This is a genomic window from Rubrivirga halophila, assembly GCF_046845755.1.
Lineage (GTDB): Bacteria > Bacteroidota > Rhodothermia > Rhodothermales > Rubricoccaceae > Rubrivirga.
In genome coordinates, this window is sequence record NZ_CP177357.1 from 1,072,916 (window position 1) to 1,091,596 (window position 18,681).

15 protein-coding genes and 1 pseudogene are annotated in these 18,681 nt (G+C 71.4%); 9 read left to right on the forward strand and 7 right to left on the reverse strand.

The window, feature by feature from the left end; translation table 11 throughout:
* Positions 1-72 precede the first annotated feature (72 nt).
* From ACLIRP_RS04550 to ACLIRP_RS04565, 4 genes are all read right to left on the reverse strand, one after another.
* On the reverse strand, positions 73-861 hold the full coding sequence (locus ACLIRP_RS04550; protein ID WP_412062775.1) for a DUF6090 family protein: 789 nt from the start codon (positions 859-861) through the stop codon (positions 73-75).
* A gap of 124 nt (positions 862-985) precedes the next feature.
* On the reverse strand, positions 986-1,495 hold the full coding sequence (locus ACLIRP_RS04555) for a GNAT family N-acetyltransferase (RefSeq protein WP_412063690.1): 510 nt from the start codon (positions 1,493-1,495) through the stop codon (positions 986-988).
* 315 nt (positions 1,496-1,810) lie between these two features.
* Positions 1,811-2,815: a zinc-dependent alcohol dehydrogenase family protein gene (locus ACLIRP_RS04560; RefSeq protein ID WP_412062776.1), complete on the reverse strand. Its 1,005-nt coding sequence runs from the start codon at positions 2,813-2,815 to the stop codon at positions 1,811-1,813.
* A 163-nt stretch (positions 2,816-2,978) separates the two neighbouring features.
* Entirely contained in the window at positions 2,979-3,899 is a 921-nt protein-coding gene (locus ACLIRP_RS04565) for an FKBP-type peptidyl-prolyl cis-trans isomerase (protein ID WP_412062777.1), read from the reverse strand.
* 460 nt (positions 3,900-4,359) lie between these two features.
* Between ACLIRP_RS04565 and metG the strand changes: the two genes are divergently transcribed.
* The 6 genes and pseudogenes from metG to ACLIRP_RS04595 all read left to right on the forward strand — a co-directional run.
* The gene (gene metG / locus ACLIRP_RS04570; RefSeq protein ID WP_412062778.1) at positions 4,360-6,498 is read left to right on the forward strand and encodes a methionine--tRNA ligase; all 2,139 of its coding nucleotides are present in this window, start codon (positions 4,360-4,362) and stop codon (positions 6,496-6,498) included.
* Complete coding sequence (locus ACLIRP_RS04575) at positions 6,495-7,151, forward strand: hypothetical protein (RefSeq protein WP_412062779.1); 657 nt, start codon at positions 6,495-6,497, stop codon at positions 7,149-7,151. The genes metG and ACLIRP_RS04575 overlap by 4 nt, the downstream gene beginning before the upstream one ends.
* Before the next feature lie 86 nt (positions 7,152-7,237).
* Positions 7,238-7,966, forward strand: coding sequence for a DUF3047 domain-containing protein (locus ACLIRP_RS04580; protein ID WP_412062780.1), 729 nt, complete (start codon positions 7,238-7,240; stop codon positions 7,964-7,966).
* Between the two features lie 31 nt (positions 7,967-7,997).
* Positions 7,998-9,134, forward strand: coding sequence for a DNA-processing protein DprA (dprA, locus tag ACLIRP_RS04585; RefSeq protein WP_412062781.1), 1,137 nt, complete (start codon positions 7,998-8,000; stop codon positions 9,132-9,134).
* Positions 9,135-9,203: 69 nt separating this feature from the next.
* Positions 9,204-10,328 carry an endonuclease/exonuclease/phosphatase family protein gene (locus ACLIRP_RS04590; protein WP_412062782.1) on the forward strand — a complete coding sequence of 375 codons (1,125 nt, stop codon included), beginning with the start codon at positions 9,204-9,206 and terminating at the stop codon, positions 10,326-10,328.
* Positions 10,329-10,437: 109 nt separating this feature from the next.
* Positions 10,438-11,430: pseudogene (locus tag ACLIRP_RS04595) on the forward strand (pyridoxal-phosphate dependent enzyme); the annotation flags it as partial.
* Between the two features lie 58 nt (positions 11,431-11,488).
* Here the strand turns inward: ACLIRP_RS04595 and ACLIRP_RS04600 are convergent.
* On the reverse strand, positions 11,489-12,835 hold the full coding sequence (locus ACLIRP_RS04600; protein ID WP_412062783.1) for an aminotransferase class I/II-fold pyridoxal phosphate-dependent enzyme: 1,347 nt from the start codon (positions 12,833-12,835) through the stop codon (positions 11,489-11,491).
* A 293-nt stretch (positions 12,836-13,128) separates the two neighbouring features.
* Here ACLIRP_RS04600 and ACLIRP_RS04605 point away from each other — a divergent pair, with 293 nt between their 5' ends.
* Positions 13,129-13,443, forward strand: a complete 315-nt coding sequence (locus tag ACLIRP_RS04605) for a DUF3467 domain-containing protein (protein ID WP_412062784.1) — start codon at positions 13,129-13,131, stop codon at positions 13,441-13,443.
* A gap of 55 nt (positions 13,444-13,498) precedes the next feature.
* Here ACLIRP_RS04605 and ACLIRP_RS04610 read toward each other — a convergent pair whose 3' ends face one another.
* Together ACLIRP_RS04610 and ACLIRP_RS04615 are read right to left on the reverse strand one after the other, a co-directional pair.
* The gene (locus ACLIRP_RS04610) at positions 13,499-14,782 is read right to left on the reverse strand and encodes an aminotransferase class I/II-fold pyridoxal phosphate-dependent enzyme (protein WP_412062785.1); all 1,284 of its coding nucleotides are present in this window, start codon (positions 14,780-14,782) and stop codon (positions 13,499-13,501) included.
* A gap of 236 nt (positions 14,783-15,018) precedes the next feature.
* A complete protein-coding gene (locus ACLIRP_RS04615; RefSeq protein WP_412062786.1) occupies positions 15,019-16,098 on the reverse strand; it encodes an LptF/LptG family permease in 1,080 nt (359 codons plus the stop codon).
* A gap of 227 nt (positions 16,099-16,325) precedes the next feature.
* On the opposite strand from ACLIRP_RS04615, the gene sucC reads away from it, so the two are divergent.
* Entirely contained in the window at positions 16,326-17,498 is a 1,173-nt protein-coding gene (sucC, locus tag ACLIRP_RS04620) for an ADP-forming succinate--CoA ligase subunit beta (RefSeq protein ID WP_412062787.1), read from the forward strand.
* 81 nt (positions 17,499-17,579) lie between these two features.
* Positions 17,580-18,650 carry an ABC transporter ATP-binding protein gene (locus ACLIRP_RS04625; RefSeq protein WP_412062788.1) on the forward strand — a complete coding sequence of 357 codons (1,071 nt, stop codon included), beginning with the start codon at positions 17,580-17,582 and terminating at the stop codon, positions 18,648-18,650.
* Positions 18,651-18,681: the final 31 nt, after the last annotated feature.

Consider the following 18,681-nt stretch of genomic DNA (forward strand, 5'->3'; position numbering starts at 1 on the left):
GGCTGCGCCCGAGGTGGGCAACGCGACAACGCTGAAAGCCTCGTCGGCGGGCAGGATTAGGCGGATCCGTGACTAACTGCCCGCGTGGAGGAGGAGTAGGATCTCCTCATATCGATGCCTGAACTCGCGCATGTAGAAAAGGGCGTCAGATCCGTAGGTGACCTCCGCATTGGCAGCTGATTCGAACCGTGGGTCATCCCTGAACTTATCGACGGAGGCAAGGACGGTCGTTGTGTCTGCCATTCCAGCGCCAACGCGGTAGTCGTAATAAGAGCGACCAGGTAAGGTTTCGAAGAGAAGGCGTCGGTAGTCTCCGATGGGTTCCGCGAACACAGGCTGGGTTGACCTGTAGTCATTGTGTGTGCTGGCAATGGCGTTGCGGAGACGCGAGTCCTGAAGGAGTGCCAGGCGGCCCGAGCTTTCAAGCTCTTGGTAAGCCTCCGATCGCATGTTCGGGGTCTGCACGTAGGTCGAGTAATCGAGCTGGTGCATGAACGCCTCAGGTCCTTGCGCGAAGGCGTCGTTCAAGGGCAAGTCGGGCAATTCTAGAATGAATCTAATTTTGTTCTCAAATATGTTTTCGTGCGTCCTCAGGATATCCAGGCTGGCATTTGTTTCGTCGATCAGTCTCGAGATGTAGACTTGCTCGAGTTGCCTCTCTTGGCGCTTCTGATTCCAGTTGTCAGCCTGCAAGGCGACGAAGATCCCCAGCACCACGATGGAAAACTCGATCCCTACCGCGGCCCAGTTCTGATCGCGGAGTGCCCCCGCCAGCCGACCGATGAACGTGGCGGCACGCCTCGGGCGCGCTGCGGGCGGCTCCGGTGGAGGCGAGGCTTGATGGTCTCCGGTATCGGTCATGCGCTGAAGCTACGGGAGCCGCTCACCCACCCAGAGTACACAGCACGATGGCCGGACAAGCTAAAGCGCCGATGGCCGGTCGAAGCGAGGGCGCCCACGCGCGTCATCGGAGAGCAGCGGCGGGCTACGCGGCGCGGGCAAAATCGGCCCGGTCTAGCCGGTACACAAAGCAGTCGTCGCCGTCGAAATCGCGGCGCTCGACGAAGCGGAACCCCAGTCGCTCGTAGAAGCGATGCGCGCGCGTATTGGTTGCCAACGGGTCGACGAGGACGGCCGCAACATCGGGAACCGCGAAACAGCAGTCGACCGCACGATGCATCATGATCGTCCCAAGTCCTTTGCACAGATCTGACGCCTCACCGATCCAGATGTCGATCGCCCGTAGGTCTGAAGCGACATCCCCCCAGTAGCGACTCTCCTCACGGGCGGGGTCGATGACTTGGACGACCCCGACGGGACGGCCGTCGGCCTCGGCGATGAATAGGTCACGCCAGTCTGGAAAGCGGGCGAGTTCAGCGTCCCAATTCCAGTCCCCGCCCGCGCCAGAAGCGACGACGTGGGGCTGCTCGTCCCACCGCCGGAGATGGTCGGCGTCGGCGAGGGTGGCGGGACGGAGGGCTAGGGCACTCGGCATCCAGGAAAGCGCGGCGGTAGAAGGCTGTCGAATAACTCGCGGCTCGCCGAGGCGCAGCGAGCCCGACGAAAGAGGCAAGATCCCCGCGGACGCCGGGACGAATCAAGGCGGCCGCGCACCTCGTTGGCAGACCTAACCCGGGTAGCACGCGTGCACGCGGAGTGATCGGTCCTCCCAGCACTTCGGAGTCCCGCCCACGGGGGAGAACGGGTAGGGGCGGGCGGGGGGACCCCACCAGCGACGCAGGCCGCCCCCGTAGACGGGCGTCCCGCTGGCGGTCCGGCACCGCTCCGCCCGGCGACGGCCCGCTCGCGCCTACGTCCTCAGCGACTCGCCGACGACGACGACTTTCCCGTCGCGCCGCCCGCCCGCCGCCGCCGCCACGGCCTCCTTGATGGCCGACACCGGGTACGTCGCGTGGATCGGCGCCGACAGCTCGCCCGCGGCGATCCGCCCCGCCAGCATCCCCAGCACCTCCTGCTGGCGCGCCGGCGGCGTCGTCCGGTACCACTGCGCCAGCCAGAAGCCCCGCACCGTCAGCTGCTTGAAGATCAGCAGCGCCGGCGACAGCGTGCACGGCTCGCCGCTCATTGCCCCGTAGGTGACGAGCGTCGCCCCGTCGCCCAGCGCCTGCCCAAGGCGCTCCGTCGCTGCCCCCCCGACCGCGTCGACGCCGAGGCGGATCGCCGCGCCGTCGGTCGCCGCCGCCACGCGCTCGGCCAGGCCCAGCCCGTCGACCACGCCGTCCACCAGCACCACGTCCGCGCCGGCCGCCATCAGCGGCGCCACCAGCGACTCGCGCCGCACCACGTTGACCGTCTTCAGCCCCCGCAGCGACGCCAGCGCGATCAGGTACGCGCCCACGCCCGAGTTGGCTGCGTTCTGAATCACCCAGTCGCCGGGCTCCAGGTCCACGAACTCGCTGAGCATCAGGTGCGCCGTCGGCGGGTTGACCGTCAGCATCGACAGCTGCACCGGGTCGACGTCGGGGAGGGGCACCAGCGAGGCCGCCTCAGCCACCCGGTGCGTCGCCCACGTCCCCGAGCCGACCGGCAGCAACACCGTCTGCCCGATCGCTGGCGCCGTGACCCCCGGCCCGTGCGTGGCCACGCGAGCCACGCCCTCGCTCCCGCCGACAGCAGGGAGCGGCGGCAGGATGCCGTACTGCCCCGTCAGCATCAACAGGTCCGACGGGTTGATCGGCGCGGCCAGCAGTTCGAGTAGCACCTGCCCCTCGGCCAGGTCCGGCGCCTCGAAGGGCACCGCCTCGATCACGTCCTGGGGCACCGGGCCCCGCGTGGTGTATTCGGCTTTGGTCATCGTCATGGTTCGTTGGGAAGCGTGCCGGCCGGACGGGCGGGCGCACGGATCGCTTACCCGCTGACGCCGACTCGGCTTCACACCGGCACCGGCCGCGACGGAGACACAAAAAAGCGGACCGCCCCCGGAGGGAGCGGCCCGCTCGCCGTCCGTGCCGAGGGTGCTATCGGGGGGCGCCGAAGCCCGGGGGCAGCTGCTGCATCTGGGCGTCCAAGATTTCGACCAGCTCGATGTCGAACTCGAGCGGCGTGTTCGGCGGGATGCCGCCCTGGCCGCCCTGGCCGGGCTGCCCGATCAGGCCGTACGCCTGGCTGGCCGGGATGAAGACCGTCCGCGAGCCGCCCTCACGCATGTCGAGCAGGGCGTCGCGGAAGCCGTTGACGACGTTGTTGATCGGCAAGACGGTCGGCTCGTCGCCCGACTCGTCGAACACGTCGCCGTTCGGGAAGCGGCCCTGGTAGCGGACCGCCACGCGGTCGCCGCGCTGGGGCGAGGCGCCGTCGCCGGTCGCCGTGGAGATGTAGAGGACGCCGTTGGAACCCAGCTCGCGGACGCCATCGCGGCCGCGGACGGCGGTGAAGAACGAGTCGGCCATGGCCGCGTTGCTCGCGATCCGGTCCAGCTGCTGCTGGGCCTGGGGGTTCGTGGCGGCCTCGCGGCGCAGGTTGCGCAGCATGAGCGAGTCCTCGACGGCGGCCTGCGCCACCAGGAAGGCGTCCTCCGAGACGCGCGACGAGTCGCCCGCGAGCGCCTGCCGGATGCCGGCCAGGAACAGGTCGCGGTCGAGCGTGCTCAGCGGGCCCGTCGTGTCGGCGTTGACCTGCAAGCCGAACTGCAAGCCCAGCGCGTACGCGATCTCGACCGAGTCCCCCGCCAGCCCGGCGTTGAACCCGTCGAGGAACCGCTGGAAGTTGAACGACGAGTCCTGCGCGACGAACTGCTCGCCCGACTGGAAGCCGGCGCTGTACGAGAACGTCTGGAAGGCGTCGAGGTCGTCGGTGTCGACGTCGCCGCCGCCGGCGCTGCCCGAGTCGGCGCAGCCGGCGACGGCCACCGCGAGGGCGAGGAGGAGGAAACGGGGCATGGGGGTTCGGGTGTGGAAGCGGTGAAGCTAGCGGGGCCCCCGGCCCGGGTCCGTGACACTTCCGGGAATGCGCCACCGGGCAACCTGCTGGCGTCGTCCGCGGCCATCCCTGAACCCTCCCCGTCGACGGATGAAACAGGGACTGCGCTCCCGGTCGGACCTGCTGGCGTAAGCAGGCCAACGGAGCTTCCCGAAGAAACCTCCCCTCCCAGCCTGTCCCCGCGCAGGCGGGGAGGAGGGGTCGGGGGAGGGGGACCGGCTTGCGCCAGCCGGGCTGCTCGCGCCAGCGGACCGGCTTGCGCCCGCAGTTGAGACACCCTCACCCTGGCTGCGCCGACCTGTCGGTTGTCCCTCTCCCGAGGGGAGAGGGGACGCCGTAGACCCCTTGCGCCAGCCCCGAACGCCTGGCCACGGACCGCCCCGGCGCCGGTCGGTAGCTTCCCGGCCCCCCTCCGCCGACATGCCCAACCGCCCGCTCCTCGTCACCTCCGCGCTGCCCTACGCGAACGGGCCGCTCCACCTCGGCCACCTCGCCGGCGCGTACCTCCCGGCCGACCTGTTCGTCCGCTACCAGCGCCTCGCCGGCCGCGACGTGGTCTACGTCTGTGGGTCCGACGAGCACGGCGCCGCGATTTCCATCCGCGCCCGGCGCGAGGGGACCACGCCGCAGGCCATCGTCGACCGCTACCACGCTGAGATCCGAGAGGCCTTCCAGCGGTTCGGGATCGCCTTCGACGTGTACAGTCGCACGTCGGCGCCGGTCCACCACGAGACGAGCCGCGAGCTGTTCGCCGCCATCGAGCGGGCGGGCGGCTTCACGCGCAAAACCTCGACCCAGCTCTACGACCCCGAGGCCGAGCTCTTCCTCGCCGACCGCTTCGTCACGGGCACGTGCCCCGTCTGCGGCCACCCCGAGGCGTACGGCGACCAGTGCGAAAACTGTGGCTCCGCGCTCGCGCCCGACGACCTGATCGAGCCCCGGAGCACGCTGTCCGGCGCCACGCCCGAGCGCCGCGAGACGACGCACTGGTTCCTGCCGCTCGGCGACATGCAAGCCGACCTCGAGGCCTACATCGACAGCCGCGAAGGCTGGCGCCCGACGGTCTTGGGCCAGGTCCGAAGCTGGCTGAGCGCCGGGCTCGGCGACCGCGCCATGACGCGCGACCTCGACTGGGGCATCCCCGTCCCCGACTCCGTCGATGGCGACGCCGGCGGCAAGGTGCTCTACGTCTGGTTCGACGCGCCCATCGGCTACGTCTCGGCCACCAAGGAGTGGGCCGCCGGCACCGGCGACCCGGACCGCTGGCAGCGCTACTGGCAGGTCCACGACGACGGCACGGCGCCCGAGCTCGTCCACTTTATCGGCAAGGACAACATCGTCTTCCACTGCCTGATCTTCCCGGCCACGCTGATGGCCGCGAACGCGGCCGGCGCGACCGAGCGGCCGTTCGTGCTCCCCGAGAACGTCCCCGCCAACGAGTTTCTGAACCTCGAGGGGCGCAAGCTGTCCACGAGCCGCGGCTGGGCCGTGTGGGCCGCCGAGGCCGCCCAAGCCTTCGAGCCCGACGCGCTCCGCTACGCGCTCGCCGTCGGCCTCCCCGAGACGAAGGACGCCGACTTTACGTGGTCGGATTTTCAGAACCGCGTCAACGGCGAGCTGGCGGACGTCGTCGGCAACTTCGTGAACCGCGCCCTGACGTTCGCTACGCGCTACACCGACGGGCAGGTGCCCGCGCTGGCGGAGCCCAGCGATGCCGACCGGGCGATGCTCGACGCGCTCGCGGCGGCCCCCGCCGCCATCGCCGACGCCTATACCGGGTACCGCACCCGGGAGGCCGTCGCACTCACCGTCGACCTCGCCCGTAAGGGGAACCAGTACCTCCAAGAGACCGAGCCCTGGAAAACGCGCACGACCGACGCGCAGGCGATGCGCAACTCGGTCGCCGTGGCCCTCCAGGTGACGGCCGGGTTGTCGATCCTGCTGGAGCCCGTCGTCCCCACGCTCGCGGCGCGCTTGCGGGAGATGCTGGCGCTGACGGGTGTCCGCTCGTCGGAGAAGGCGGGGGCTGAGGGGCTCGGATGGGACGACGCCGGGACCGCGTTTCTCGCCGCCGGGCACGCGCTCGGCGAGCCGGGCATCCTGGTCGAGAAAGTCGAGGACGCCGCCGTCGAGGCCCAGCGCCAACTGCTCGCGGACCGCTCGGTCGCCGCCACCGACGACCCGGACGAGCCCGACGACGAGGCGTCCAGCGCCGCCGCGCCGTTCGCGGACCTGGCCGATGAGATCACCTTCGACGCGTTCACGCCCATGGATATGCGCGCCGGCCGCATCGTCGCCGCCGACGTCCACCCCAAGGCCGACAAGCTCCTCCGCTTCGACGTGGACCTCGGCTTCGAGACGCGCCAGATCCTGTCCGGCGTCCGGGAGTTTTTCGCGCCCGACGACCTGGTGGGCAAGACGGTCGTGGTCGTCGCCAACCTGAAGCCGCGCACGATCCGGGGACTCGAGAGCCAGGGGATGATCCTGTTCGCCGAGAACCGCGACGGCGTGCTGATCCCGGTCGAGACGGCGGGCGAGCCCGGGGCGGTCGTCCGATGAGAGCGCTCCGCTTGACCCTGCTGACGTCGGTCGCGCTGGTCGGGGTGGCGACGCCCGCCAGCGCCCAGTCGCCGCTCGACGCCGTCGCGCTCGCGCTCGGCGTCGGGGCCGACGTGGTGTCGGTCGAGGTCCGCGCCGAGACGCGGGCGACACTCGCGGGCGAGGCCGTCGTCGTCCCGTCGCGGCGGACGATCCGGCGCCAGTCCGCGCGGTGGCGGTCGACGTTGGGTGGCGAGCCGCGCGTGGTCGCGCTGACGGAGCGGGGCGCCGTCGCCGGGGAGGGGGACGACGCCGTCGCCCTCGGGCCCTCCGCCACGGCCGAGGTCCGCGCGGCGCTGTGGCTCGACCCGATCGCGATCGCCTTGCGGCACCGCCAGCTGACCGTCCGCGACCTGGGCAGCGGGCTCCTGCGAATCCGCGCGCCCCGGCTGGCCGAGCCCGTGCTGATCAAGCTCGACGCCCGGGCCCGCCCCGTCCGGCTGACGACGTTCCTGGCGCGCGGTGGCGACCGCGTGTACGTCGAGGTCGTGCTCGCCGACTACCGGGTGGTCGACGGGCTGGTGGTGCCGCACCGCGTGACGCTGGCCGAGGGCGGCGTGGTCCGGGGGACGACGACGGTGACCCGGGTGACGGTCGAACGCGCAGGGGACTGACGGGAGGGAAGGTGTCCGTCCTACGAGGCGCTAGGACCGGGCGTCTCGGCCGCCCCGTTCCAGGAGGCATCCCGCCCCTCCGCCCCATGACCCGTCTCCGCTCCCTCGCGCTCGCCCTCGTCGGCCTCGCCGTCCTGGCCCTCTCCGCGTTCACGTTGCCCGACTACGTCGTGGCCTCGTTTTCCAACATGCGCCCCGGGGGCGCTGTCAACGGCTGGGAGCCGATGCGGCTCGGCGACGCCCGTCCCAGCGACTACCGGCTCGTCCGCGACGGCCGCACGACGGTCGTCCGTGCCGACGCGAACGCCTCAGCCTCCGGCCTCGTCCGTCGGTTCGACGTCGACGCCGACCGCTTCCCCGTCCTGCGCTGGCGCTGGAAGGTCGACAACGTGGTCGAGGGCGGGGACCTCCGGCGCAAGAGCGGCGACGACTACGCGGCACGGATCTACGTCCTGTTCGACTACGACCCCGCCGACCTGGGCTTTGCCGACCGCGTCAAGTACCGCGCGCTCCGCGCCCTGGGCTACGACAACGTCCCGGTCCGCGCGTTGAGCTACGTCTGGGCGAGCCAGCCTGGCGCGTCCGGTATCTCGCCCAACCCGTTCACCGACTGGGTCCAGATGATCCCCGTCGAGGCCGGGCCTGCGAACGTGGGGACGTGGCGGTCGGCGTCGCGCGACCTCGTCCGCGACTACCGCGCCGCCTTCGGCGAGGCGCCCCCGCCGATCGCCGGCATCGCCATCATGACCGACGCCGACAACACCGGCAACCGCGCGACGGCCTACTACGGCGACATCCGGATGACGGGCCGCTAGCCGTTTGCGGTGTCGCCACTAAGTTGGCGCCGTGGCCGAGTTGTTTGCCCGCGAATCCGACCGAGGGCTCGACGCCGACGCGCGCCGGGCCCTCGTTGCGTTGTCGCTCGTCCCGGGCGTGGGGGGCACGCGCGCCCGGGCGATCGTGGCGGCCTTCGGCGACGCCGCCGCCGCGTTCCGGGCCTCGGCCGCCGCGCTGAGGCGCGTCGAGGGCGTCGGCCCCCAGACCGCCGCCGCCATCCGGGCCTGGGACGACGGGCCCGCCGTCGACGCCCAGTTCGCGCGCGCCGACGCCGTCGGCGCCGAGCTGGTCGCCTTCGACGACGACGCGTACCCGGCGCGACTCCGCGAGGTCTACGACCCGCCCGCGCATCTGTGGGTCCGGGGCCGCCTGGATCCGGCCGACACGCTCGCGGTCGCCGTCGTCGGCACGCGGAAGGCGAGCGACTACGGGAAGCGCGTCGCGAGCGCGTTCGCCGAGGAGCTCGCCCGAGCCGGTGTGACCGTCGTCAGCGGGCTCGCGTACGGGATCGACATCGCCGCGCACCGGGCGGCTGTCGCGGCCGGGGGGCGGACGGTCGCCGTGCTCGGCTCCGGGGTCGACGTGCTGTACCCGGCGCGCCACGCGGGCACGGTCCGCGAGATCCTCGACCGGGACCTGGGCGCGGTCGTCTCCGAGCTCCCGCTCGGCGCCGCGCCCGACGCGGCCAACTTTCCCCGCCGCAACCGGATCGTCTCGGGCATGAGCCTCGCCACCGTGGTCGCCGAGGCGCGCGAGACGGGCGGCGCGCTGCTGACGGCGGCGCTGGCGCTGGAGCAGAACCGGGGCGTCTTCGCCGTCCCGGGCTCCGTCTTCGCCGACGCGCCGGGCGCGAACCGGCTGATCCAGGCGGGCGCCGCCGCCCTGGTCATGTCGGCGGCCGACGTGCTGGCGGAGGTGGCCCCACAAGCGGGGATCGCGCCGGCCGCCGAGCCGGTCTCGCTGCCCGCCGACCTCACCGCCATCGAGCGCCGCTTGCTCGACGCGCTCTCGGCCGAGCCCCGCCCGCTCGACGCCGTGTGCGCCGACGCCGACCTCGACACCTCGTCAGCACTCGTGTACCTCCTGCAGCTCGAATTCCGGGGGCTCGTGCGCCAGCTCCAGGGCAAGCAGTTTTTCCGCACCTGAGCCGCTCGCCAGCCGTGCGGGACCGCGGCGGCGGCGGCGCGCGTTGGCACGGCCCCACCCGTCGCCCGCGTGCTCCAGACCGTCCTCCTCATCCTCGCCGCGCTCTTCGTCGTGGTGACGGTCTTGCCGCTCTCCCGGTCGCACGCGTGGTGGGTGCGGATGTTCGACTTCCCGCGCTTGCAGATCGCCAGCGCGGCGGCCGTCGTGTGGGTGGCACTCGTGGCCGTCGCCGTGGTGGCGGGCGGCCTGGGTCTCTGGGGCTGGGTGCTGGTGGCGGCGCTGGGCGTCGCCGTCGCCCTCCAGGCCGTCCAGATGCTCCCGTATTCGCCGGTGTGGAGGGTCCAGACCCGGGATGCGGAGCCGATGCTCGCCAGCCCCGACCGCCGCCTGCGGCTCGTCGCCAGCAACGTGCTCATGCAGAACCGAGACGGCGAACGCTGGCTGTCGGTGATCCGCGACGCCGACCCCGACGTCGTGGTCGCCGTCGAGGCCGACGACTGGTGGGCCATGACCGCCGGCGCGCTGACCGAGACGCATCCGCATACCGTGCTCGTGCCCCAAGACGACACGTATGGGATGCTGGTCTTTTCGAAGCTGCCGCTGACGCAGACCGAGGTCCGCCACCTCGTCGAGCCCGAGGTCCCGAGCCTGTACCTGACCGCCGAGCTCCGCTCCGGCGAGCCGGTCTCGCTCGTCTTTCTGCACCCGCGCCCCCCGCGCCCCGACATCGCCCAGGACTCGACGCTGCGCGACGCCGAGCTCGTGCTCGCGGGCCGCGACGTGGCACAGATCGACGGGCCCGTCGTGGTCGCGGGCGACCTCAACGACGTGGCGTGGAGCCACACGACGCGCCTCTTCCAGACGCTCTCCGGCCTGCTCGACCCCCGCGTTGGCCGCGGGCCGTTCTCGACGTTCCACGCCGAGCACTGGTGGCTGCGCTACCCGCTCGACCACGTGTTCCACTCCCACCACTTTTCGCTCGTCGAGCTCCGCCGCCTCGACGCCGTCGGCAGCGACCACTTCCCGATCCTGATCGAGCTCGAGATGGACCCGGCCGCCGCGCCGCTCCAGTCCGGCCCCGACGCGGAGACCGCCGAGCTCGACGCGGGGCGCGAGATGGTGGAGGACGCCGCCGAGGCGAAAGCGGACGAGTCGGAGGCCGAGCACCAGGAGCGGGTCGAAGAGGACCAGTAGGGCAGGGGAGAGGCCCGCGCCCGCGCCAATCCGCGTTCTCCTCACGCCTGGCCCCCAGTGGCCGGAAGGGGCGCACGTACTTTTCCAGGCCCCCCGACACGCTCCCGCTATGTGGTCCGACTCCATCCTCGACACGATCGGCAACACGCCGCTCGTCAAGCTTCGCGCCCTCGGTGCCGACCTCCCGTGCACCGTGCTCGCGAAGGTCGAGTTTTTTAACCCCGGCGGCTCGGTCAAGGACCGGATCGGCGTCGCGATGATCGAGGACGCCGAGGCCAAGGGGCAGCTCCAGCCCGGCGGGACCATCATCGAGGGGACGAGCGGCAACACGGGCGCCGGCCTCGCGATCGCCGCCATCGCCAAGGGCTACTCGTGCATCTTCACCACGACCGACAAGCAGAGCCCCGAAAAGGCCGACGTGCTCCGCGCGCTCGGCGCCGAGGTCATCGTCTGCCCAACGGACGTGGCCCCGGACGACCCCCGCTCGTACTACTCGGTTGCCAAGCGGCTCAGCCAAGAGATCCCCAACTCGTTCTACCCCAACCAGTACGACCACCCGGCGAATGCCGAGGCGCACTACCGGACGACCGGCCCGGAGCTGTGGGCGCAGACCGACGGCCGGATCACGCACTACATCGCTGGCGCCGGCACGGGCGGCACCATCTCGGGCACGACACGCTTCCTGAAAGAGCAGAACCCCGACCTCACGACCGTCGGCGTCGACCCCTTCGGCAGCGTCTACGCCGAGTACTGGCGGACGGGCGAGTTCAAGGAGTCGGAGATCTACCCGTACTACACCGAGGGCGTCGGCGAGGACATCCTGGCGGGCAACATGGACTTCTCGCTCGTCGACGACTACGTCCAGGTCGACGACGCGACGGCGATGACGATGACGCGGCGGCTGGCGCGCGAGGAGGGCCTGTTCTGTGGGCAGTCGTGCGGGATGGCCGTCGCCGGCGCGCTCGACTGGCTGGAGGCGCACCGCGCGGATCTGTCGGACGAGGACGTGGTCGTGATCCTGTTGCCGGACAGCGGCTTCCGGTACCTGTCGAAAACGTACAACGACGACTGGATGCGCGAGCACGGCTTCCTCGACGCCGAGGCCGAGACGGCCGGCGCCTGAGTCCCCTCGCGGTCTGGGCGTGGGGCGGGGGACTCCGCTAAAATCCGCCCTGGTAGGCGTCCAGCGTGGGCTCGTCGAGGTCGGGGAGGGTGCCGCCCATTGCCCCATCGCCGCAGAAGGGGAGAGCGCCGGCCCAGACCTCCGCGACGGCCGCCAGCAGCCGCTCGATGTCGGCCCGGGTGTGGACGGCCGAGACGCTGAGCCGGAAGCGCTGCTCGCGGGCCGGCACGACGGGCGCCTCGACGTGGTTGACGAACACGTCGCGCGCGTCGAACGCGTGCGCCATCGCGCGGACGTCGGCGTCGGGCGGGGCGGGCAGCGAGAAGATCGGCGTCACGCCGTCGGCCTCGAAGCCGAGCGCGCGCAGGCCGTCGGCGAGGACGGCCGCGTTCTCGACGAGGCGACCGTGGATCTCCGGCTCCTGCTCGATCACGTCGAGCCCGGCGAGGACTGCGGCGCACACGGCCGGCGACGGGGACGCGCTGAACACGTAGGCGCGCGAAAAGTAGCGGAGGTACTCCACGACGGCCCGGCTGGCGGCGACGAACCCGCCGGAGACCGCGAACGACTTCGAGAACGTGCCCACGACGGCGGTCGCGGCCTCGCACGCGTCGAACATCGCGAGCGTCCCACGCCCGCCCGGGCCGGTCACGCCGGTCCCATGCGCGTCGTCGACGATGAGCGCGGCGTCGTACCGACGGCACAGCTCGGCGACCCGGTCGAGGCGGGAGACGTCGCCCGTCATCGAGTACACGCCCTCGACGTTGACGAACACGTCGCGGTGGTTGGGGCGGTGCGCCGCGAGCGCGGCCTCGAGCGCCCGGAGGTCGCCGTGGGGGACCGCCCGCCCCTCGATCCGCCCGAGCTTGATCCCGTCGATAAACGAGGCGTGGCTGTGGGCGTCGTAGATCACCAAGTCGCCGGGGGCCGGGAGTGCGCTCAGGAGGCCCACGTTTGCGGCGTAGCCGCTCCCGTAGAGCAGCGCGGCCTCCTGGCCTTCCAGGTCCGCCAGCCGCTCCTCGAGCTCGCGGTGGAGCGGGCCGTGCCCGTTGAGCGCCGGCGGGCCGCCCACGCCCGCCCCGTGCTCGGCGACCGCCCGCTGCACGCGCCGCACGACGGTCGGGTGCGTCGCCAGCCCGAGGTAGTTGTTCGACCCGAACATGAGCATCGGCCGGGGCGGCCCGGTGTGGCTCTGCACCGTGACGACGCGGTCCATCGGTCCGAGGACGCGGCGGTACTGGAGGCCGTCGGTGCCAGCGGCCCGCTCCTCCAAGATCCAGTCGGTGAAGGTGGCCGTCCGCTCGGCGAGGCCGAGCCCGGAGCGGATCCGGATGAGGTCACGGTAGCTCATCCGCTTGCGCGGCGAGTCCTGGGGGACAGCCATCAAGCCAGGGTGTGGTGGGCTCGTAGGCTACTCATCTTTGGGGCGCTCGTGTGTACCAACCTTTTGACCTATCGGTGCTGTGAAGTCGGATGTTCAGGTTTGCCATTGATAAACAATGGGTTGGGCGGGGGCGGCGTCTGGTCGCGGGGCGGTTGGGGCCACGACCGACCAGGACCTCCTGCGACCTGGCGCGGGCGAGTAGGCGGGCCCGTACGGAGGTGACGCCGTCACGGGGGAAGGGCTACGAGGTGGGCGGAGGCCCTAGCTTCCCGGTCCCCTCTTCCCCCGCCGTCATGGAGCCCGCCCCCGCCAAGCCGCCGTCCCTCTCGATCGAACTGGCCGAGGACGTCGCCGAGGGCGTCTACTCGAACCTGGTGATGATCTCGCACAGCCCCGAGGAGTTCATCCTCGACTTTATCCGCGTGATGCCGGGTGTCCCGAAGGCCCGTGTCAAGAGCCGGATCGTGGTGACGCCGGGCCACGCCAAGCGCCTGCTGGCGGCGCTCGCCGACAACATCCAGCGCTACGAGGCCCAGCACGGCGACATCGGCGAGGTCCAGCCGCTTCAGCCGGACCTCCAGTTCTCCGGCCCCAGCGGCGAGGCGTGAGCCCGTCGTCATGTCGATGATCGTGGCCCGCTCCCGGTGGAGCGGGCCGCGTGGGTCAGAGCCCGAGCGAGGGCGTCCCGCTGGCCTGGCCGTCGCCCAGAGGCCGGACGTGCGTCGCCCAGACGGCATCGACGGCCTCCAGCAGGCGGTCGATGTCCTCGCGCGTGTGGTTCGCGGTCAGGCTCACGCGGAAGCGCTGCTCCGAGGTCGGCACGGCGGGCGCCTCGATGTGGTTCATAAAGAGCCCGCGCTCATTGAAGTCGTGCGCGGCGGCCCGGACGTCGGTGCCGGCCGGGACGGGGAGCGAGAACACGGCCGTGATGCCGTCGGCCGGGATGCCCATGGCGTTGAGGCCGTCGGCGAGGTAGCCGGTCCGGTCCATCAGGCGGGCGTGGAGCTCGGGCTCGTCGGCCAGCACGTCGAGCCCGGCGAGGACCGCGGCGCAAATCGCCGTCGAGGGCGCCGTCGAGAAGACGTAGGCGCGGGCGAAGTAGCGGAGGTAGTCGACGACCTCGCGGTCGGCGGCGACGAACCCGCCGGAGACGCCGAACGACTTCGAGAAGGTGCCCATCACGATGTCCACGGCGTCCGCCGCGTCGAACATGGCGACCGTCCCAGCGCCGTTCGGGCCCGTCACGCCCGTCCCGTGCGCCTCGTCGACGACGAGCGCGGCGCCGTGCGCCTGGCAAACCGCGCCGATCCGGTCGAGCCGGGCCACGCTGCCCGACATCGAGTAGACGCCCTCGACGCAGACGAAGACGTTCTGGTAGGTGCCCTGGGCCGCCGCCAGCTGGCGGTCGAGCGCCTTCGCGTCGTTGTGGGGGAACGGGCGCGCCTCGATCCGGCCCATCTTGAGCCCGTCGAGCGTCGAGGCGTGGATCTCGGCGTCGTAGAGGACGAAGTCCTTGGGGCCGGGGAGGGCGCTCATGAGGCCGACGTTCGCCGAGTAGCCGCTACTAAAGATCAGCGCCTCCTCCTTGCCCTCGTGCGCCGCCAGCCGCTCTTCGAGCTGGCGGTGGAGCGGCCCGTTGCCGTTCAGGATCGGCGGGCCGCCCGCCCCGACGCCGTACTCGGCGACGGCCGCGCGGACCGCCTCGATCACGCGGGGGTGCGTCGCCAGCCCGAGGTAGTTGTTCGACCCGAACATCAGCATCGGCCGGGTCTGGCCGAGGTGGTCGCGGACGACGACCTCGCGGTCGGCGCGGGTCAGGACTTCGCGGAAGTGCAGGCCGTCGACCCCGTCGCCGCGCTCGCCGCGGATGCGGCCGGAGAACTCCGAAGTGCGCGAGGGGAGGTCGAGCTTGGTCCGGATGCGAACGAGGTCGCGGTAGGACAGCACATCCTTCGAATGACGTGGTGGGAGCGTCATGGGATTGGGTCAGCCAGGGGCTCTAATTAAGCCACGTGTGGACCCCGGGCGAGCCTTTAAAGTGCTGTCTCAAGTTGATCAATTGTCCTAAGGGGCTACGGCACAGCCGCTTACAGAACGCACTTCTCTTTTTGCAATCTCCATTCTCATCCCAACCCAGGTCGTAGGGACCGGCTACGGTAGTGCACCGCGCCTACTCGGCCGGGCTACCGCTCCGATCGGGCGACGAGCGCGAGCGCCACGACGGCGAACAGCGCGTGCGGGAGCCACGCGGCCACGGCCGGCGGGATCGACTGGACATACCCGAGGGGCTCGATCGTTTTTTGGAGCGCGAGGTACACGAACGCCACGCCGAGGGCGACCGCGAGGTGGGCCGCCTGCCCGCCCCGGCGGCGCGTCGCCGCCAGCGGGACGGCCAGCAGGACCAGGATCAGGTTCGCGAACGGGTACGCCCACTTGGCGTGGTACGCGACCGTCGCCCGGCCGCGCTCGGTCACGCCGGCCCGCTCCAGCGCAGCCACGTAGGCGCGCGCCTCCGGCAGCGTCATCCGCTCCGCGTCGCGCTCCGACTGGGCGAGGTCGCGGGGCAAGACGGTCAGCGCGGTGTCGAGCTGGCTGTGGTAGGTGTACACCTCGCGGCCGTCGGCGAAGGTGCGCAGGCCCACGTCGTCGGCGCGCCAGATCCCGAGCGAGTCGACGTACGTCATCTGGGCGGCGTCGAAGCGGCGGGACACGCCGCGCTCGCCGAGGGACACGACGGAGACGCGGAAGGCCTGGGCCCGCTCGCGGTCGAAGTAGCGCGCCGCGAGCACCTCGCCGGGCGCCGTCTGGCGGTAGATCTCGGCCCCGCCGCCCGCCTCGGGCGCGTCGCGGTAGTAGCGGTTCTGGAAGTCGTGGACGACCGCGTTCGCGCGCGGGACGGCGAACCCGTTGAAGGCCAGCATGAACGCCGTGAACACCAGGCCCGCGAGCACGAACGGTCGCATAAAGCGCCGCGTCGGCACGCCCGCCATGTGGATCGCCGTCAGCTCCATCGACTGCGCAAGGCGGGCCGTCACGTAGACGGCGGCGAGGAACAGCGCGAGGGGGCTCGTCTGCCGCAGGATGTCGGCGAGGTAGTACAGGTAGTACTCGCCCAGGATCTGGCCCGTCGTCGCGCCCCGATCCAAGAAGTCGTCGATCCGCTCCGAGAAGTCCATCGTCACGAACGTCGCCGCCAGCAGGCCCATCAGCAGCAGCGACGCCGAGACGAAGCGCCGGAGGACGTGCCAGTCGAAGGTGGTCATGACTCGGTGGAGGGGGCGGCAGGCGGGCCGTGCAGTCCGAAGGTCGGGACATCTCGGCCGAGCGCGGGAGGGAACGTGGCCGGCTGGAGCACCGCCGTCGGCCTGCTCGCGACCCTGAGCTGCCCGCTCGCGGATCGCAGTCAACTCACCCAACCTGCGAATCCGTGCCGGGGCGCCCGAGTACCTTTCGGGCCCGCTCTTCCAACCCGCCCCCGCCGACCCACCCGATGAAGATCCACGAGTACCAGGCCAAGGAGATCCTCGCCCAGCACGGCGCCGTCGTCCAGCGCGGCATCGTCGCCGACACGGTCGACGAGGCCGTGGCCGCCGCCGAGACCATGGCCGCCGACGGCGTGACCCAGTTCGTGGTCAAGGCCCAGATCCACGCCGGCGGGCGCGGCAAGGGCGGCGGCGTCAAGTTCTGTCCCACGATCGACGACGTCCGGCCGGCCGCCGAAAAGATCCTGGGCATGCAGCTCAAGACGCCCCAGACCGGCCCCGAGGGCCAGCTCGTCAAGAAGGTGCTCGTCACGGCCGCCGAGGACATCGCCCACGAGTACTACCTCGGCATCACGCTCGACCGCGCGACCGGCCAGGACGTCATCATGGCGTCCACGGAGGGCGGCGTCGAGATCGAGGAGGTCGCTGAGGCGACGCCCGAGAAGATCGTCAAGGTCTGGATCGACCCGTCGGTCGGCCTCCGCGGCTACCAGGCGAACGAAATCGCCTCCCGCCTTGGGTTTGAGGGCCAGTCGCTCAAGGAGGCCCGCAAGTTCGTGACCGACCTCTACAAGGCGTACCAGGCCGCGGACGCGACCATCGCCGAGATCAACCCGCTCGTCAAGACCGAGGACGGCCGCGTGATCGCGCTCGACGCCAAGGTCAACCTCGACGACAACGCGCTCTACCGGCACCCCGACCTCTCGGCCATGCGCGACGAGGCCGAGGAGGACCCGCTCGAGGTCGAGGCGAGCAAGCACAGCCTCAACTACATCAAGCTCGACGGCAACGTGGGCTGCATGGTCAACGGCGCCGGGCTGGCGATGGGCACGATGGACCTCATCAAGCTGGCGGGCGGCGAGCCGGCCAACTTCCTCGATGTGGGCGGGACGGCCTCGCCCCAGACGGTCGAGGCGGGCTTCCGCATCATCCAGTCGGACCCGAACGTGAAGGCCATCCTGGTCAACATCTTCGGCGGCATCGTCCGCTGCGACCGCGTCGCCAAGGGCGTCGTGGAGGCGGCCAACAACATGGAGCTGACGGTCCCGCTGATCGTGCGCCTCCAGGGGACGAACGCCGAGGAGGGCATGCAGATCTTGAAGGACTCGGGCCTGCCCATCGAGAGCGCCATCCGCCTCCAGGAGGCCGCCGACAAGGTGACCGCCGCGCTCAACGCGTAGGCCCCGAACCGGCTCCGACCTCGTAGGGACACACCGCCGGTGTGTCCCTACCCATTTCTGGCCCTCATCCCGACTGCTCCGATGCCCGACTCCGCCCCCGTCCGTGTCGAGGCCGACGGCGTCGTCAAGCGCTACGGGGCCGTCGCCGCCGTCGACGGCGTCTCGCTCGACGTGCCGGGCGGCGCGTTCGTGTCGCTCCTCGGGCCGTCCGGTTGTGGCAAGACCACGCTGCTCCGGCTCATCGGCGGGTTCGAATCGCCGGACGCGGGCGCGATCCGCATCGGCGGGCGCGACGTGACCCGGCTGGCGCCCCAGGACCGCCCGACGGCGATGGTCTTCCAGAGCTACGCGCTCTTCCCGACGATGACGGTCGGCGAGAACGTGGGCTACGGGCTGTCGGTGCGCGGCGTGGGCCGGGCGCAAGCCGGTGAGCGGGTGACGCGAGCGCTGGCGCGTGTCGATCTCGCGGGTCTCGGGGACCGGTCCGTGGCGGCGCTGTCGGGCGGGCAGCAGCAGCGCGTGGCACTCGCGCGGGCGATCGCCGTCGAGCCCGAGGTCATCCTGTTCGACGAGCCGCTGTCGAACCTGGACGCCGAACTGCGCGAGGCGACCCGGGCGGAGCTCAAGGCGTTGCAGCGCGAGATCGGTGTGACGTCGCTGTACGTGACGCACGACCAGTCGGAGGCGCTCGCGATGAGCGACCGGATCGCGCTGATGCGGGCGGGGCAAATCGAGGCGGAGGGCACGCCGGAGGCGCTCTACGCGGAGCCGCCGACGGCGTACGCGGCGTCGTTCCTGGGTGGCGCGAACGTGATCCGCGACGCGGCGCTTGCGGCGCAGCTGGCGGGCGAGCCGATGCCCCCAGGGATGGCGCTGGCGGTCCGCCCCGAGGCGCTGGAGCCGGTCGCGAGCGGGCAAGGCGTGCCCGCGCGCGTGCTCGGCCGGCTGTTCCTGGGCCTCACCGCCGAGTGGGCCGTCGAGGTCGGCGATCCCGCCAGCGGATCCGGCGGCCTCCGCTTGCGGTTGTGGACCGACCCCGCGCGTGCGGTGCCCGAGGCGCTCGGCGTCCGCGCGGGCCGCTGGCGCTGGGTGCGGGACGGCGGGCCGAGCGCCGCTGTGCGGCGAGGGCAGGTAGAGAATGAGAGCACGTAGAGCAGGCGCGTTGGGACTGGCTTGATGCCCG

What these genes read in the sequence shown, in the direction of transcription:
- ACLIRP_RS04550 (WP_412062775.1), bottom strand. Translation starts at nt 861, where the DNA reads ATGACCGATACCGGAGACCATCAAGCCTCGCCTCCACCGGAGCCGCCC.
- ACLIRP_RS04555 (WP_412063690.1), bottom strand. Translation starts at nt 1,495, where the DNA reads ATGCCGAGTGCCCTAGCCCTCCGTCCCGCCACCCTCGCCGACGCCGAC.
- ACLIRP_RS04560 (WP_412062776.1), bottom strand. Translation starts at nt 2,815, where the DNA reads ATGACCAAAGCCGAATACACCACGCGGGGCCCGGTGCCCCAGGACGTG.
- ACLIRP_RS04565 (WP_412062777.1), bottom strand. Translation starts at nt 3,899, where the DNA reads ATGCCCCGTTTCCTCCTCCTCGCCCTCGCGGTGGCCGTCGCCGGCTGC.
- metG (WP_412062778.1), top strand. Translation starts at nt 4,360, where the DNA reads ATGCCCAACCGCCCGCTCCTCGTCACCTCCGCGCTGCCCTACGCGAAC.
- ACLIRP_RS04575 (WP_412062779.1), top strand. Translation starts at nt 6,495, where the DNA reads ATGAGAGCGCTCCGCTTGACCCTGCTGACGTCGGTCGCGCTGGTCGGG.
- ACLIRP_RS04580 (WP_412062780.1), top strand. Translation starts at nt 7,238, where the DNA reads ATGACCCGTCTCCGCTCCCTCGCGCTCGCCCTCGTCGGCCTCGCCGTC.
- ACLIRP_RS04600 (WP_412062783.1), bottom strand. Translation starts at nt 12,835, where the DNA reads ATGGCTGTCCCCCAGGACTCGCCGCGCAAGCGGATGAGCTACCGTGAC.
- ACLIRP_RS04605 (WP_412062784.1), top strand. Translation starts at nt 13,129, where the DNA reads ATGGAGCCCGCCCCCGCCAAGCCGCCGTCCCTCTCGATCGAACTGGCC.
- ACLIRP_RS04615 (WP_412062786.1), bottom strand. Translation starts at nt 16,098, where the DNA reads ATGACCACCTTCGACTGGCACGTCCTCCGGCGCTTCGTCTCGGCGTCG.
- sucC (WP_412062787.1), top strand. Translation starts at nt 16,326, where the DNA reads ATGAAGATCCACGAGTACCAGGCCAAGGAGATCCTCGCCCAGCACGGC.
- ACLIRP_RS04625 (WP_412062788.1), top strand. Translation starts at nt 17,580, where the DNA reads ATGCCCGACTCCGCCCCCGTCCGTGTCGAGGCCGACGGCGTCGTCAAG.